Below are 14,552 nucleotides of genomic sequence, written 5' to 3'. Positions count from 1 at the left end.
ATTGATGAATCACGGGCAATGGGTGGGGGTTCTGAAATGACTGGAAAGTCGCGTTTTCCCTAGCCTTTCGAGCGATTGACAATTGCCCGGAATTGGATGAAGGTGGCGTACCCAAATCAAACGGGCGTATGAATTGAGCGTTTGTCTGTCAGACCGCTCATACAGAACCCCGACTAGCGCATTGGCGGGTGTGCCTGGCGGATTGGCGTGAACATTGAGCAAATCTTCAATGTCCAACCAGAGGCCAGCGTCCAGTGTGTACTGTTCAGCTTCCATATCGTGGAGATCAGTTGATGATTTACGAAGGTAAAGCCATCACGGTTAAGGCTCTTGAAAGTGGCATCGTCGAATTGAAATTCGACCTCAAGGGTGAGTCCGTCAACAAGTTCAACCGTCTAACCCTGAACGAACTGCGTCAGGCCGTAGACACCATCAAAGCAGATGCATCGGTCAAGGGCGTGATCGTCTCCAGCGGCAAGGACGTGTTTATCGTCGGCGCTGACATCACCGAATTCGTCGACAACTTCAAGCTGCCCGATGCCGAGCTGGTGGCTGGCAACCTCGAAGCCAACAAGATCTTCAGCGATTTCGAAGACCTCAACGTGCCGACCGTTGCCGCAATCAACGGTATCGCGTTGGGCGGCGGCCTGGAAATGTGCCTGGCCGCAGACTTCCGTGTGATGTCTGCCACCGCCAAAATCGGCCTGCCTGAAGTCAAGCTGGGCATCTACCCAGGTTTCGGCGGCACTGTTCGCCTGCCGCGCATCATCGGGGCCGACAACGCCATCGAGTGGATTGCCGCCGGCAAGGAAAACAAAGCGGAAGACGCGCTGAAAGTCGGCGCCGTCGATGCTGTGGTTGCCCCGGACAAACTCGCCGAAGCTGCACTGAACCTGATCAAGGGCGCCATCAGCGGCGAATTTGACTACAAGGCCAAGCGTCAGCCGAAGCTGGAAAAACTCAAGCTCAACGCCATCGAACAAATGATGTCGTTCGAAACCGCCAAAGGTTTCGTGGCTGGCCAAGCCGGCCCGAACTACCCGGCGCCGGTTGAAGCGATCAAGACTATCCAGAAGGCCGCGAACTTCGGTCGCGACAAAGCCCTGGAAGTGGAAGCTGCAGGCTTCGTCAAACTGGCGAAAACCTCGGCAGCCCAAAGCCTGATCGGCCTGTTCCTGAACGATCAGGAACTGAAGAAAAAGGCCAAGGCCTACGACGAAATCGCCAAAGACGTGAAACAGGCTGCCGTACTCGGCGCCGGTATCATGGGCGGCGGTATCGCCTATCAGTCGGCGTCCAAAGGCACGCCGATCCTGATGAAAGACATCAACGAGCACGGCATCGAGCAAGGCCTGGCGGAAGCCGCCAAGCTGCTGGTGGGCCGCGTTGATAAAGGTCGCATGACCGCTGCGAAAATGGCTGAAGTGCTTAACGGCATTCGTCCTACGCTGTCCTACGGCGATTTCGGCCACGTCGACCTGGTGGTCGAAGCCGTTGTCGAGAACCCGAAGGTCAAGCAAGCCGTACTGGCTGAAGTGGAAGCCCAGGTTAAAGAAGACACCATCCTGGCCTCGAACACCTCGACCATTTCCATCAGCTTGCTGGCCAAAGCCCTCAAGCGTCCGGAAAACTTCGTCGGCATGCACTTCTTCAACCCGGTGCACATGATGCCGCTGGTGGAAGTGATCCGTGGCGAGAAGTCCAGCGAGCTGGCCATTGCCACCACCGTTGCCTACGCCAAGAAAATGGGCAAGAACCCGATTGTCGTTAACGACTGCCCGGGCTTCCTGGTCAACCGCGTGCTGTTCCCGTACTTCGGCGGTTTCGCCAAGTTGGTCAGCGCCGGTGTGGATTTTGTGCGTATCGACAAGGTCATGGAAAAATTCGGCTGGCCAATGGGCCCGGCGTACCTGATGGACGTGGTCGGCATCGACACCGGTCACCACGGTCGCGACGTGATGGCTGAAGGCTTCCCGGACCGCATGAAAGACGACCGCCGTTCGGCGATCGATGCGCTGTACGAGGCCAAGCGTCTGGGCCAGAAGAATGGCAAAGGCTTCTACGCCTACGAGGCCGACAAGAAGGGCAAGCAGAAGAAAGTGGCCGACCCGTCGGTTCACGAAGTACTCGCGCCGGTCATCTACGAACAGCGTGAGGTGTCCGACGAGGACATCATCAACTGGATGATGATCGCCCTGTGCCTGGAAACCGTACGTTGCCTGGAAGACGGCATCGTTGAAACCGCCGCCGAAGCCGATATGGGCCTGGTGTACGGTATTGGTTTCCCTCCATTCCGTGGTGGTGCGCTGCGTTACATCGACTCGATCGGTGTGGCCGAGTTCGTTGCCCTGGCTGACAAATACGCTGATCTGGGCCCGCTGTACCACCCGACCGCGAAGCTGCGTGAGATGGCCAAAAACGGCCAGAGCTTCTTCGGTTAAGCGCCCCTGACACTTGAGCGAGAATATTTATGAGCTTGAATCCAAGAGACGTGGTGATTGTCGACTTCGGTCGCACACCAATGGGCCGCTCCAAGGGCGGCATGCACCGCAACACCCGTGCCGAAGACATGTCCGCGCACCTGATCAGCAAGCTGCTGGAGCGCAACGTCAAGGTCGACCCGAACGAAGTCGAAGACGTGATCTGGGGCTGCGTCAACCAGACCCTGGAGCAGGGCTGGAACATCGCGCGCATGGCGTCGTTGATGACCCAGATCCCGCACACGGCTGCTGGCCAGACCGTCAGCCGCCTGTGTGGCTCGTCGATGAGCGCACTGCACACCGCTGCGCAAGCGATCATGACCGGTAACGGTGATGTATTCGTAGTCGGCGGCGTGGAGCACATGGGCCACGTCAGCATGATGCACGGCGTGGACCCTAACCCGCACATGTCGCTGTACGCGGCTAAAGCCTCGGGCATGATGGGCCTCACCGCAGAAATGCTTGGCAAAATGCACGGCATTACCCGCGAAGCTCAGGACGCGTTCGGCCTGCGTTCCCACCAGTTGGCCCACAAGGCGACCGTGGAAGGCAAGTTCAAGGATGAAATCATCCCGATGAACGGCTACGACGAGAACGGTTTCCTGAAACTGTTCGACTACGACGAAACCATTCGTCCGGACACCACCCTGGAAAGCCTGGCGGCCCTCAAGCCTGCCTTCAATCCAAAGGGCGGCACCGTGACAGCCGGTACTTCGTCGCAAATCACCGACGGTGCCTCGTGCATGATCGTGATGTCGGCGCAGCGTGCCCAGGACCTGGGTATCCAGCCACTGGCCGTGATCCGTTCGATGGCCGTGGCGGGTGTGGACCCGGCAATCATGGGCTATGGTCCAGTACCGGCCACACAAAAAGCCTTGAAGCGCGCAGGCCTGACCATCTCTGATATCGACTTCTTCGAGCTCAACGAAGCTTTCGCCGCACAGGCCCTGCCCGTGCTGAAAGATTTGAAAGTACTCGACAAGATGAACGAGAAGGTTAACCTGCACGGCGGTGCGATTGCCCTGGGCCACCCATTTGGTTGCTCCGGTGCACGTATTTCCGGCACTTTGCTTAACGTGATGAAGCAAAATGGCGGTAACCTTGGGGTTGCAACCATGTGCATTGGTCTCGGCCAAGGCATTTCCACCGTCTTCGAACGCGTCTAAGCGTTGAGTTGACGGAAGCCGGGGCCCAGTGCCCCGGTTTTTGTTTTTTGGAATTTTTAATATTTTTTTTTAACAAATTTTGTAAGAGGGCCAGAGCATGAAAGTCGAACCAGGGCTCTACCAACATTATAAGGGGCCGCAGTACCGCGTTTTTAACGTGGCACGGCACTCTGAAACGGAAGAAGAAGTGGTGTTTTACCAAGCACTGTATGGCGATTACGGCTTTTGGGTGCGCCCTTTGAGCATGTTCCTGGAGACCGTCGAAGTTGACGGCGAGCAGGTCCCGCGCTTTGCTTTGGTCCAGGTCGAACCCAGTCTTTTTTCAGGGCAATAACGGCGGGCCGCGCAGAATGCTGCGCTTGACCTCACCTTGTTGCCACTATATATAGCGTTGCCGCGACAGGCGCCAACTGCCTTTCACTTCTCGAATTCAGGAATTTTCCGATCCATGGGCAAATCGCTGGTCATTGTGGAATCCCCGGCTAAGGCCAAGACCATCAACAAGTACTTGGGTAATGAGTACGTGGTGAAGTCGAGTATCGGCCATATCCGAGACCTGCCCACCAGCGGTTCGGCTAGCGCCAGCAAGGAGCCTGCCGCCAAGCGCGGCAAGGCGGCTGCGGGCGAAGGTCCGGTGCTCACCCCTAAAGAGAAAGCGCGCAAGCAGCTGGTCTCGCGTATGGGTGTGGACCCGGAACATGGCTGGAAGGCCAAGTACGAAATCCTTCCCGGCAAGGAAAAGGTCATCGAAGAGCTGCGTCGGCTCGCCAAAGATGCTGACACCATCTATCTCGCGACGGACTTGGACCGCGAAGGGGAAGCCATTGCCTGGCACCTGCGGGAAGCCATCGGCGGTGATGACAGCCGCTACAAGCGCGTGGTGTTCAACGAAATCACCAAGAAAGCCATCCAGGAAGCCTTCTCCAAGCCGGGCGAGCTGGACATTGACCGTGTAAACGCCCAACAGGCCCGTCGTTTCCTCGACCGCGTCGTGGGCTACATGGTTTCGCCACTGCTGTGGGCGAAGATCGCCCGTGGCTTGTCCGCCGGCCGTGTGCAATCGGTTGCGGTAAAACTGGTGGTGGAGCGCGAGCGCGAGATTCGTGCGTTCAACCCCGAAGAATATTGGGAAGTCCACGCTGACCTCGGCACTGCCAAGGGCGCCAACGTGCGCTTTGAAGTGGCCCGCGAAAAAGGCGAGGCCTTCAAGCCGCTGAACGAAGCCCAGGCCATGGCCGCGCTGGAAAAGCTCAAGGCTTCCAGCTACAGCATCGTCAAGCGCGAAGACAAACCGACCAGCAGCAAGCCGTCGGCACCGTTCATCACCTCCACCCTGCAGCAGGCCGCGAGCAACCGCCTGGGCTTCGGGGTGAAGAAAACCATGATGATGGCCCAGCGTCTGTACGAAGCCGGCTACATCACTTATATGCGTACCGACTCCACCAACCTGTCGCAAGACGCGGTGGCGATGGCGCGTACGTATATTGAAAGCGAATTCGGCAAGAAGTACCTGCCGGAGAAGCCGAACGTCTACAGCAGCAAAGAAGGCGCGCAGGAGGCTCACGAAGCGATTCGTCCTTCCGACGCCAACACCGAGCCAAGCAAGCTGAGCGGCATGGAGCGCGACGCTGAGCGCCTCTATGAGCTGATCTGGCGCCAATTCCTGGCCTGCCAGATGCTGCCGGCGCAATACCTGTCTACCACCGTCAGCGTGGGCGCTGGCGACTTCGAGCTGCGTGCCAAGGGCCGTATCCTCAAGTTCGACGGCTACACCCGCGTGATGCCGCAAATCGCCAGGCCTGGCGATGACGATGTGCTGCCGGACATGGCCCAGGGCGACACGCTGAAGCTGATCAAGCTCGACCCGTCCCAGCACTTCACCAAGCCTCCGGCGCGTTATTCGGAAGCGAGCCTGGTGAAAGAGATGGAAAAACGCGGTATCGGTCGTCCTTCGACCTACGCGGCGATCATTTCCACCATCCAGGACCGCGGCTACGTTGCGCTGCACAACCGTCGTTTCTACTCGGAAAAGATGGGCGACATCGTCACCGAGCGCCTGTCCGAGAGCTTCTCCAACCTGATGGACTACGGCTTCACCGCCGGCATGGAAGAGAACCTCGATGACGTAGCCCAGGGCGAGCGCGACTGGAAAAACGTGCTGGATGAGTTCTACGGCGACTTCAAAAAGAAACTCGAAGTGGCCGAAAGCCCTGAGAGCGGCATGCGTGCCAACCAGCCGGTGATGACTGACATCCCGTGCCTGACCTGCGGCCGCCCGATGCAGATTCGTACCGCGTCCACCGGCGTGTTCCTGGGTTGCTCGGGCTACAGCCTGCCGCCGAAAGAGCGCTGCAAGGCCACCGTCAACCTGGTGCCGGGCGACGAAATCGCTGCTGACGACGAGGGTGAATCCGAGTCGCTGGTACTGCGTGGCAAGCACCGTTGCCCGATCTGCAGCACGGCGATGGACGCCTACTTGCTCGACGAGAAGCACAAGTTGCACATCTGCGGTAACAACCCGGATTGCGACGGCTACGAGATCGAAGAGGGCAGCTACCGCATCAAGGGCTATGAAGGCCCGAGCCTGGAATGCGACAAGTGCGGCAGTGAGATGCAGCTCAAGACCGGCCGCTTCGGCAAGTTCTTCGGTTGCACCAACCCGACGTGCAAGAACACCCGCAAACTGCTCAAAAGCGGTGACGCGGCGCCGCCGAAGATGGACCCGGTGAAGATGCCTGAGCTCAAGTGCGAGAAGGTCAACGACACCTACATCCTGCGTGACGGCGCTTCGGGCTTGTTCCTGGCAGCCAGCCAGTTCCCGAAAAACCGCGAGACCCGTGCGCCGTTGGTGCTGGAAATCGTGCCGCACAAGGACGAGATCGATCCGAAGTACCACTTCCTGTGTGAAGCGCCGAAGAAGGATCCTGACGGTCGCCCGGCCGTGATCCGCTACAGCCGCAAAACCAAGGAGCAGTACGTGCAAACCGAAGTGGACGGCAAGCCTACGGGCTGGAAAGCCTTCTACGACGGCGGCAAGTGGAAGGTCGAGGACAAGCGCCAGGGCGCTTGATTGGCTAATCTTTCCGAGGTCTAGGGGCGGGCTTGCTGTGGCGAGGGAGCTTGCTCCCGCTGGACTGCGCAGCAGGCCCCTGCTTTTGGGGGCGCTGCGCACTGGAGCGCCAGCCCGGCCCAGCGGGAGCAAGCTCCCTCGCCACAATGTTCAGCCAGCATCACGCTTATTTCGTTGTGGAGACTGCCGTTATGGCCAACGAACTCTATACCCGTACCAACCAGAAAATTTACTTCGCGGGTTTGTCCCTGGAAGCCCTTGGCCGCGCCGAGGAAGGGAAAGAGATGAATGCCATCGCGCTGGTGCAGGCGGGACGTGAGGCTGCATTGTTCCATCTCTATGGCGCCCTGTTGGGGCTGTGCCATGAAATCGCCGGGTTCTACCGTTTACCCCAGGCTGGCTCGCCGCGTGCGGAAATGATCATGAACCGCGAAGTGCTCGACAGCATGGCGATTCCCGAGTTGGCTGAGCTGGTGGAAATGGCCCAGAGCCCCGACAGCTGGGTCGCCCGCTTGCTCAAGGCGCATGCCGACATGTTCCAGCCGCCACGCGTGCCGCATGTGCCCAAGGGTGATGTGACACAGCCGCTGATCGTCGCTGTTGCACTGGAAGAGGATGAGCCCAAGCCCTTGAGCCGTGAAGAGCTGGAGAGCTGGCGCCAGGAGCTGAAGAAGATGGCGTTGCGGTTTCGTGAAGGCTTGAACGAGTGTTGAGGCGGTGTCGCTGACTGAACACGGTCAAAAATGTGGGAGCGGGCTTGCTCGCGAAAGCGGAGTGTCAGTCGACGGATTCATTGCTGATCTACCGCATTCGCGAGCAAGCCCGCTCCCACATTTGAACGAGTTAGATCGAAAGTCCGGTGCGGGGCTCAAAAGGCACCATTCATCAAGCCGTAAAGAAACCCGTGCAGATCCTCAACGAGGCTGGGTGGATGACTGATATAATCCCGGCCTTTCGTGGAGAACAGACTTTTATGCCAACGTCCTTTCTGGAAATTGTTGAACTGCCTGACGGCCGAATCGAGCTACGCCGGGCTGAGGACGAGGGTTCTCTGGTTATCCTGGATTTTTCCGAAGACGCAAAAGCGTTCCTGCAAGGCCAGCACGTGGAAGTGGCAAAAGCCATGTTGAGCGTCGGTGTGCAGATGGCGGGTCGCCTGGCAGAAGGCGAGCCGGAGAAGGACGAGGGGCCGCGGGTTCTTCACTGAGTATCAGCAAACCCGCCGCATCCCATTACCCCAAACGAATATTCAAACTCTGCGCATCGCCCGTACGCGCCGCGCTGATCAACTGTTGCTTGGCCGTAGCATTCAACGGATTCAACCAGCTCACCACCGTATGGCTACGCCCCAGGCGCAGCGCTTCGCAGGTCAACTGCTGGGCGCTTTGGGTGCCGCGTGGTTGCAGCAGCAGAATACGCTCGCGGTTGAGGCCGGCATCCCGCAACCAGGCCTGGGTCAGGCTGGCGGGCGGGGCGATCAGCGTCAGCCAGCGCGCGTCCTGTTCTTCGCTCAATTCGCGAAGGATCGGCGCCAGCAGGCTCAGGCAGCTCCCAGCTGCACCGCGCAACGACAGTTCACTGAACGCCTCAGGTTCGGAGCCCCAAGGGGCCTCGACCGTTTCCTTGAGGATGGGCGCGAGGGGTTGGGCCATAAAGGCCTCGAACAGCGACAGTTGTGTGTGTTGTGGGGTGTGCACGAGCTGCATGGTGCCTCCTTTAGCGGCGAATGACGCCGACGCTCAAGCCTTCGATCACCAAGTCCTGATCTTTCAGGTTCACTTCAATCGGGGCGAACTCAGGGTTTTCGGCCATCAGCCAAACCTTGCTGCCTTCACGCTTGAAGCGTTTTACGGTGACTTCATCGCCGATACGGGCGACGACGATCTGGCCATTACGGGCTTCACGAGTGGTATGGACGGCCAGCAGGTCGCCATCGAAGATGCCCACGTCCTTCATGCTCATGCCGTGTACGCGCAACAGGTAGTCGGCACGCGGATGGAAGAAGGTCGGGTTGATGTTGCAGGACTCTTCGACGTGCTGCTGCGCCAGGATCGGCGCACCGGCGGCGACGCGGCCGATGATCGGCAGGGTCGATTCGTCGGCCTTGGCTTCGAAACCAGGGATGCGAATACCGCGTGAAGCACCGGGGGTCATCTCGATCGCGCCTTTGCGAGCGAGGGCCTTGAGGTGTTCTTCGGCGGCGTTGGGGGATTTGAACCCCAGCTCCAGCGCAATTTCCGCTCGCGTCGGCGGGTAGCCGTTGTCATCGAGGCAGCGCTTGATAAAAGCCAGAATCTCAGCTTGGCGTGGCGTCAGTTTTAGCATGTTGATCGCTCTGTCTTTTTATACAGTGACTGGGATTATATACAGTGAACTGCGCTTGGCAATCATCCTTTTCCGGCACTCCGCTGGACGGTCATTCGTCACCCGTCCCACGAGGCAGAGACAGCGCTGCCTACAGACCCTTAAGGATGTGATTAAATAGCGATGAAATAGATGACTGCCCGGCCGGAAAACGGACTCGCAGGCTTGACAAGACACACCCTGAAACGTATGTTTCAAACAAGTGTTTGTCAGGCGGAGTAGCCATGGCCCAGTCGGAAACCGTTGAACGCATTCTCGATGCTGCCGAGCAATTGTTCGCGGAAAAAGGATTTGCTGAAACTTCATTGCGGCTGATCACCAGCAAGGCTGGGGTCAACCTCGCTGCCGTGAACTACCATTTCGGCTCGAAAAAAGCCCTGATCCAGGCGGTATTCTCGCGCTTCCTGGGGCCGTTCTGCGCCAGCCTCGACCGTGAGCTGGAGCGTCGCCAGACCAAGCCGGAAAACAAGCCAAGCCTGGAAGAACTGCTGGAAATCCTGGTTGAGCAAGCCCTGGTGGTTCAACCACGCAGCGGCAACGACCTGTCGATTTTCATGCGTTTGCTGGGCTTGGCCTTCAGCCAGAGCCAGGGCCACCTGCGACGTTACCTGGAAGACATGTACGGCAAGGTTTTCCGTCGCTACATGTTGCTGGTCAACGAAGCTGCCCCGCGTATTCCGCCGATCGAACTGTTCTGGCGCGTGCACTTCATGCTCGGCGCTGCGGCATTCAGCATGTCCGGCATCAAGGCATTGCGTGCGATTGCCGAGACCGATTTCGGCGTCAACACCTCGATCGAACAGGTCATGCGCCTGATGGTGCCGTTCCTCGCCGCCGGCATGCGTGCCGAAACCGGCGTGACCGACCCTGCCATGGCGGCCGCGCAATTGCGCCCACGCAGCAAATCCACGCCGGCCGTCGCCAAGGCGTGACCGCCCTGGGTGTGCGCGGCCGCTTGCATCCGCTAAGCTAGCCGCCATGCCGATTTCAGCTATTTACTCGCAACCCGTTGTGCTCACTGCGCTTATTGCGCCAGGTGAGGGCAACGGGTTGTGTGCGTTATTTAAGGAAGGTTTATGACTGCTGCCCTGCAAGGTTCGTTAATGGTCGATGTGGCCGGTACTTGGCTGACGGCCGAGGATCGCCACCTGTTGCGCCAGCCTGAAGTGGGCGGCCTGATCATTTTTGCGCGCAATATCGAGCATCCACGCCAAGTGCGTGAATTGAGCGCGGCGATCCGCGCCGTGCGCCCGGACTTGCTGTTGGCCGTCGACCAGGAAGGCGGGCGTGTGCAGCGTTTGCGCCAGGGTTTTGTACGTCTGCCCGCCATGCGCTTGTTGGCGGATAAGCCGAACGCCGAATACCTTGCCGAACAGTGCGGCTGGATCATGGCCACTGAAGTGCTGGCGGTCGGCCTGGACCTGAGCTTCGCCCCGGTGCTGGACTTGGATTACCAGCGCAGTGCCGTGGTCGGCACCCGCTCGTTCGAAGGCGACCCCGAGCGCGCCGCTGTGCTCGCCGGTGCCTTCATTCGCGGCATGAACAGCGCCGGCATGGCCGCTACGGGTAAACACTTCCCAGGCCACGGTTGGGCCGAGGCGGATTCCCACGTGGCGATTCCCAATGACGAGCGCAGCCTGGAACAGATTCGCGCCAATGACCTGGTGCCTTTCGCACGCCTGAGCAAGCAGTTGGCGGCGGTAATGCCTGCACACGTCATTTACCCGCAGGTGGACGCCCAGCCGGCTGGCTTCTCGCGCCGCTGGTTGCAGGAGATTTTGCGTGGCGAGTTGCAGTTTGATGGGGTGATTTTCAGTGATGACCTGTCCATGGCCGGGGCGCATGTGGTCGGTGATGCGGCCAGCCGGATTGAAGCGGCGCTGACGGCCGGTTGCGATATGGGGCTGGTGTGTAACGATCGTGCGGCTGCTGAGCTGGCACTGACTGCGGCGCAGCGCATGAAAGTTACGCCGTCGGCGCGGATTGCACGGATGCGTGGGCAGGCGATTGCGTCTACGGACTACAAGCAGGATCCGCGCTGGCTGACGGCACTTACCGCGTTGCGGGATGCTCAGTTGATCGGCTGATAACCGTGGCGCGCCCTTCGCGAGCAAGCCCGCTCCCACATTCGACCGCATTCCAAAGGGATGTACGCGATTAAATGTGGGAGCGGGCTTGCTCGCGAAGGCAGTCTGTCAGTCAGCGCTTCTCTTGCTTGTGGGGCAACGGCGCAAACAACGCCTCGATATCCTCATTGCCCAACTGCCAATCCCCGGTCGTACGCCCGTCCAGCACGCCTGCCGCCAGGTCGGATTTTTCCTTTTGCAGGTGCTGGATTTTCTCCTCCACTGTGCCCCGCGCAATCATCTTGTACACGAACACCGGCTTCTCCTGCCCGATGCGATACGCGCGGTCGGTGGCTTGGTTCTCCGTGGCCGGGTTCCACCACGGGTCATAGTGAATCACCGTGTCGGCTTCGGTCAGGTTCAAGCCCACGCCGCCCGCCTTCAGGCTGATCAGAAAAATCTGCAGCTTGCCGCTCTGGAAGTCCTTCACCGGCGTGCGCCGGTCGCGGGTCTGGCCGGTCAGCAGCGCGTAAGCGACCCCACGCTTCTTCAGTTCGGCTTCAATCAGGCTCAGCATCGAGGTGAACTGCGAGAACAGCAAAATCCGCCGCCCTTCGGCAAACAGCTCTTCGAGCATTTCCATCAGGCTGTCGAGTTTGCCCGAGCTGCTGCCGCGCGCGGGCAGGGTGGCGTCGTTGACCAGGCGCAGGTCGCAGCACACCTGGCGTAGCTTGAGCAGCGCTTCAAGAATAATGATCTGGCTGCGCGCCACGCCTTTGCGGGTGATTTCGTCGCGGACTTTTTTGTCCATGGCCAGGCGCATGGTTTCGTACACATCACGCTGGGCCTCGTTGAGGTCGACCCAATGGATGATCTCGGTCTTGGGCGGTAGCTCCGTCGCCACCTGCTCTTTGGTGCGGCGCAGCAGGAAGGGTTTGATCCGACCGTTGAGGTGCTGCAATCGCACATCACTGGCGCGCTTTTCGATGGGCACGCGGTAATCGCGGTTGAAGCTTTTCACGTCGCCCAGCCATCCCGGCAGCAGGAAGTGGAACAGCGACCACAACTCGCCCAGGTGGTTTTCCAGCGGTGTGCCACTCAGGCACAGGCGCTGGCGCGCATTCAGCTCGCGCGCGGCCTGGGCTGCCTTGCTGTTGGGGTTCTTGATGTACTGGGCTTCATCGAGGATCAGCACATGCAAGGGCAGGGCGGCGAGTTGCTCGATGTCTTTGGGCAGTAGCGCATACGTCGTCAGCAGCAGGTCGTAGTCCTGCAAATTGGCGAAGTGCTTTTTGCGTGTCGCACCATACAGCGCCAGCACCTTGAGCTGCGGGGTGAAGTGCGCCGCTTCGTCGAGCCAATTGGGAATCAGGCTGGTGGGCATCACCACCATGCACGGCCGATCCAGGCGCCCGGCGATTTTTTCGCTGAGAATATGCGCCAGGGTCTGCAGGGTTTTGCCCAGGCCCATGTCATCCGCAAGAATCCCGCCGACGTCGAGTTGGCGCAGCGACTGCATCCAGCTCAAGCCTTCCAGTTGGTACGGGCGCAAGGTCGCGTTCAAGCCCTCGGGCGCCACACAGGTGAAGTCCTTGATGTCGCGCAGGCGCTGGGCGAAGTTGCGGATCTTCTCGCCGCCTTCCCATTGCAGCGGCAGGTCTTCCAACGGATTGAGGCGAATCGCGTCGGCCTTGGCCAGGCGCAACGTGGTGGTGCCGGATTCCTGCAGGTAAAACTCGCCGAGGGTGGCCAGCACCGGTTTCAATCGCCCATAAGGCAGCGCCACTTGCAGCGGGCCGTGGCCGTTGGGCAGGCCGGGGATGTTCACCAGGATCAGCTCTTCATCGCGGCGCCGGGCGAGTTTTTCCGGGTTGAGGATTTCGGTGTGGGAACGCATCAGGTTAAGCAGGATCGGTAACAGGCTCAGCCGCTCACCGTTGACGATGATCCCCAGTTCCAAGTCAAACCAATCGCGTTCCGGCCCTTCATCGACGGTGGCGTACCAGTCATCGACGGCGCTCAGGTCAAAGCCGAAATCCTCATCGATCTGCAGCTCCCAACCCTCGGCGCGCAAGGTGGGCGAGGCGTTGAGCGTGAAGTTCAGCCAGGCGCTGTCATTGACCATCTCGAACAATTCACCGGCACTCTCCGGCAGCGCCTTGCTCTGGCGCGTGGCGATCTTGAAGCCGAGCAGGCGCAGTTGCTCGCGGTACGGCTGCTCCAGCTCCGGGTGACGCTTGATGCGCAGGCTCTGGGTTTCCTGGCGCACGATGATGTCGGCGTTCTTTTGCCCGCTGACATAGTTGCCCAGGTAATTAAACGACAGTGCGGCGCGGTGCTGGATATAGCGCTGCATCTTGCCATTGCGCGGTTCAAACGCACTGAACTCGACACTCGCCAGCCACAGGCGCGGCACTGGCCGCACATCCTCCATCACCACTTGTGGCAACACCACGCGGTTATCCAGCACGGCCTGGAGCTTCTCCAGCAGCTCGGCATCCTGCGCGGCTGCCGGGTAGGCCAGGGTTTCCTGGACCTTGAGCAGCACTGCCGCGATGTGTTTGCAGTTGGTGTGCACCGGGCAGGTACAGCGGCTGTCCACCAGGATCAGCGTGCCCTTGGCCGATTCGCGCAGCGAAATGGTCTGGCGGTAAACGTTGCCGCCCGAGCCTTCGCAGCTGGCAACAATGGTGCTGTCGCCGGACTCGACGATGCGCACACGGTTTTCCAGGGCATAGCGCCGCCCGCGCTCAAGGCTTTGCTCTTTAAAGCGATTGGCCCACGAAGGGGCCAGGGGTTTGGTCAACGACGACGTCAGGGGCATGGCGCTGGATCAGTCCTGAATGTCGGGCGGTGGTGCGCTGGGAGGTTTGGCGGTCAGCGAAGTGATCTTGATCAGCAGCGCCAAGTGGCCGCCGTCCAGGTAGTTGAGCTGGTTGTTCTTGGTGCGTACATCCTGCTGGCTCAGGTGTTCGCTGGCAACGACGCTGCCGTTGGCGTCGAACTGGTTGATGTAGAAGTCCGCGTCGATATCGGTAAAGCGCCCCAGTTGCAGGTTCAGCGTGCCTTCGATGGGGAACTGGCCAAATTGCTCCTGGCCATCGCTGATGGCCAATTTCACCGGCTGGTCGCCCAGGTTCTGGTCCCAGGCCCGGTGCAGCAGCACGGTGTAGCTGTTGTCGGCCTTGAGTTTGTCGACGATGTTGCCCAAGCGCGGCGGGCTCATTTTGTCGGTTGGCAGGCGTAAAGCGCCGGCGTCCCAGTTTTCCGGCGCCGCGCGGCTATTGATCACCGGCTCGGCGTTCTGGCGCACCAGGATCATTTCGATCAAGTACGGGCTGTCGGCAAACGCCGAAGGGGCAACCACCACCAACAACAAGCTCAAAATGCGGAACAGGCGCATTGG

General features: G+C 59.8%; 12 protein-coding genes. 8 read left to right on the top strand and 4 right to left on the bottom strand.

Going from position 1 to position 14,552, the window contains the following annotated elements:
* Positions 1-293 precede the first annotated feature (293 nt).
* The 6 genes from fadB to HX783_RS04310 all read left to right on the top strand — a co-directional run bounded on the left by fadB (position 294) and on the right by HX783_RS04310 (position 7,923).
* Complete coding sequence (gene fadB, locus HX783_RS04335) at positions 294-2,441, top strand: fatty acid oxidation complex subunit alpha FadB (RefSeq protein ID WP_124416715.1); 2,148 nt, start codon at positions 294-296, stop codon at positions 2,439-2,441.
* 29 nt (positions 2,442-2,470) lie between these two features.
* The gene (gene fadA, locus HX783_RS04330) at positions 2,471-3,646 is read left to right on the top strand and encodes an acetyl-CoA C-acyltransferase FadA (protein ID WP_024074080.1); all 1,176 of its coding nucleotides are present in this window, start codon (positions 2,471-2,473) and stop codon (positions 3,644-3,646) included.
* A 97-nt stretch (positions 3,647-3,743) separates the two neighbouring features.
* The gene (locus tag HX783_RS04325; RefSeq protein WP_017137419.1) at positions 3,744-3,980 is read left to right on the top strand and encodes a DUF1653 domain-containing protein; all 237 of its coding nucleotides are present in this window, start codon (positions 3,744-3,746) and stop codon (positions 3,978-3,980) included.
* Positions 3,981-4,094: 114 nt separating this feature from the next.
* Positions 4,095-6,716, top strand: coding sequence for a type I DNA topoisomerase (topA, locus tag HX783_RS04320; RefSeq protein ID WP_177016080.1), 2,622 nt, complete (start codon positions 4,095-4,097; stop codon positions 6,714-6,716).
* Positions 6,717-6,907: 191 nt separating this feature from the next.
* The gene (locus tag HX783_RS04315; RefSeq protein ID WP_159954906.1) at positions 6,908-7,429 is read left to right on the top strand and encodes a DUF6586 family protein; all 522 of its coding nucleotides are present in this window, start codon (positions 6,908-6,910) and stop codon (positions 7,427-7,429) included.
* A gap of 260 nt (positions 7,430-7,689) precedes the next feature.
* Positions 7,690-7,923 (top strand): hypothetical protein, encoded by a 234-nt coding sequence (locus HX783_RS04310; protein WP_159954907.1) that lies wholly within the window; start codon positions 7,690-7,692, stop codon positions 7,921-7,923.
* 25 nt (positions 7,924-7,948) lie between these two features.
* Here the strand turns inward: HX783_RS04310 and sulA are convergent, their stop codons facing one another.
* Together sulA and lexA are read right to left on the bottom strand one after the other, a co-directional pair.
* Positions 7,949-8,422: an SOS-induced cell division inhibitor SulA gene (sulA, locus tag HX783_RS04305; protein WP_064451387.1), complete on the bottom strand. Its 474-nt coding sequence runs from the start codon at positions 8,420-8,422 to the stop codon at positions 7,949-7,951.
* Between the two features lie 10 nt (positions 8,423-8,432).
* Positions 8,433-9,041, bottom strand: a complete 609-nt coding sequence (lexA, locus tag HX783_RS04300) for a transcriptional repressor LexA (RefSeq protein WP_017137423.1) — start codon at positions 9,039-9,041, stop codon at positions 8,433-8,435.
* 263 nt (positions 9,042-9,304) lie between these two features.
* Between lexA and psrA the strand changes: the two genes are divergently transcribed.
* The gene (psrA, locus tag HX783_RS04295) at positions 9,305-10,012 is read left to right on the top strand and encodes a transcriptional regulator PsrA (RefSeq protein ID WP_159954908.1); all 708 of its coding nucleotides are present in this window, start codon (positions 9,305-9,307) and stop codon (positions 10,010-10,012) included.
* 144 nt (positions 10,013-10,156) lie between these two features.
* Positions 10,157-11,167 carry a beta-N-acetylhexosaminidase gene (gene nagZ, locus HX783_RS04290; RefSeq protein WP_177016079.1) on the top strand — a complete coding sequence of 337 codons (1,011 nt, stop codon included), beginning with the start codon at positions 10,157-10,159 and terminating at the stop codon, positions 11,165-11,167.
* 112 nt (positions 11,168-11,279) lie between these two features.
* Here nagZ and HX783_RS04285 read toward each other — a convergent pair whose 3' ends face one another.
* Together HX783_RS04285 and HX783_RS04280 are read right to left on the bottom strand one after the other, a co-directional pair.
* Entirely contained in the window at positions 11,280-13,970 is a 2,691-nt protein-coding gene (locus tag HX783_RS04285; protein WP_177016078.1) for a DEAD/DEAH box helicase, read from the bottom strand.
* A 9-nt stretch (positions 13,971-13,979) separates the two neighbouring features.
* On the bottom strand, positions 13,980-14,549 hold the full coding sequence (locus HX783_RS04280; protein ID WP_159954911.1) for a CsiV family protein: 570 nt from the start codon (positions 14,547-14,549) through the stop codon (positions 13,980-13,982).
* Positions 14,550-14,552 lie beyond the last annotated feature (3 nt).

This window comes from Pseudomonas sp. D2002, assembly GCF_013385735.1.
GTDB lineage: Bacteria > Pseudomonadota > Gammaproteobacteria > Pseudomonadales > Pseudomonadaceae > Aquipseudomonas.
Note: the sequence above shows the minus strand (reverse complement) of the source record. Positions and strands in the feature narration are given on the sequence as shown.

Bases quoted from the DNA above. Each gene is read 5' to 3' on its own strand.
- fadB (WP_124416715.1), top strand. From the start codon at position 294: ATGATTTACGAAGGTAAAGCCATCACGGTTAAGGCTCTTGAAAGTGGC.
- fadA (WP_024074080.1), top strand. From the start codon at position 2,471: ATGAGCTTGAATCCAAGAGACGTGGTGATTGTCGACTTCGGTCGCACA.
- HX783_RS04325 (WP_017137419.1), top strand. From the start codon at position 3,744: ATGAAAGTCGAACCAGGGCTCTACCAACATTATAAGGGGCCGCAGTAC.
- topA (WP_177016080.1), top strand. From the start codon at position 4,095: ATGGGCAAATCGCTGGTCATTGTGGAATCCCCGGCTAAGGCCAAGACC.
- HX783_RS04315 (WP_159954906.1), top strand. From the start codon at position 6,908: ATGGCCAACGAACTCTATACCCGTACCAACCAGAAAATTTACTTCGCG.
- HX783_RS04310 (WP_159954907.1), top strand. From the start codon at position 7,690: ATGCCAACGTCCTTTCTGGAAATTGTTGAACTGCCTGACGGCCGAATC.
- sulA (WP_064451387.1), bottom strand. From the start codon at position 8,422: ATGCAGCTCGTGCACACCCCACAACACACACAACTGTCGCTGTTCGAG.
- lexA (WP_017137423.1), bottom strand. From the start codon at position 9,041: ATGCTAAAACTGACGCCACGCCAAGCTGAGATTCTGGCTTTTATCAAG.
- psrA (WP_159954908.1), top strand. From the start codon at position 9,305: ATGGCCCAGTCGGAAACCGTTGAACGCATTCTCGATGCTGCCGAGCAA.
- nagZ (WP_177016079.1), top strand. From the start codon at position 10,157: ATGACTGCTGCCCTGCAAGGTTCGTTAATGGTCGATGTGGCCGGTACT.
- HX783_RS04285 (WP_177016078.1), bottom strand. From the start codon at position 13,970: ATGCCCCTGACGTCGTCGTTGACCAAACCCCTGGCCCCTTCGTGGGCC.
- HX783_RS04280 (WP_159954911.1), bottom strand. From the start codon at position 14,549: ATGCGCCTGTTCCGCATTTTGAGCTTGTTGTTGGTGGTGGTTGCCCCT.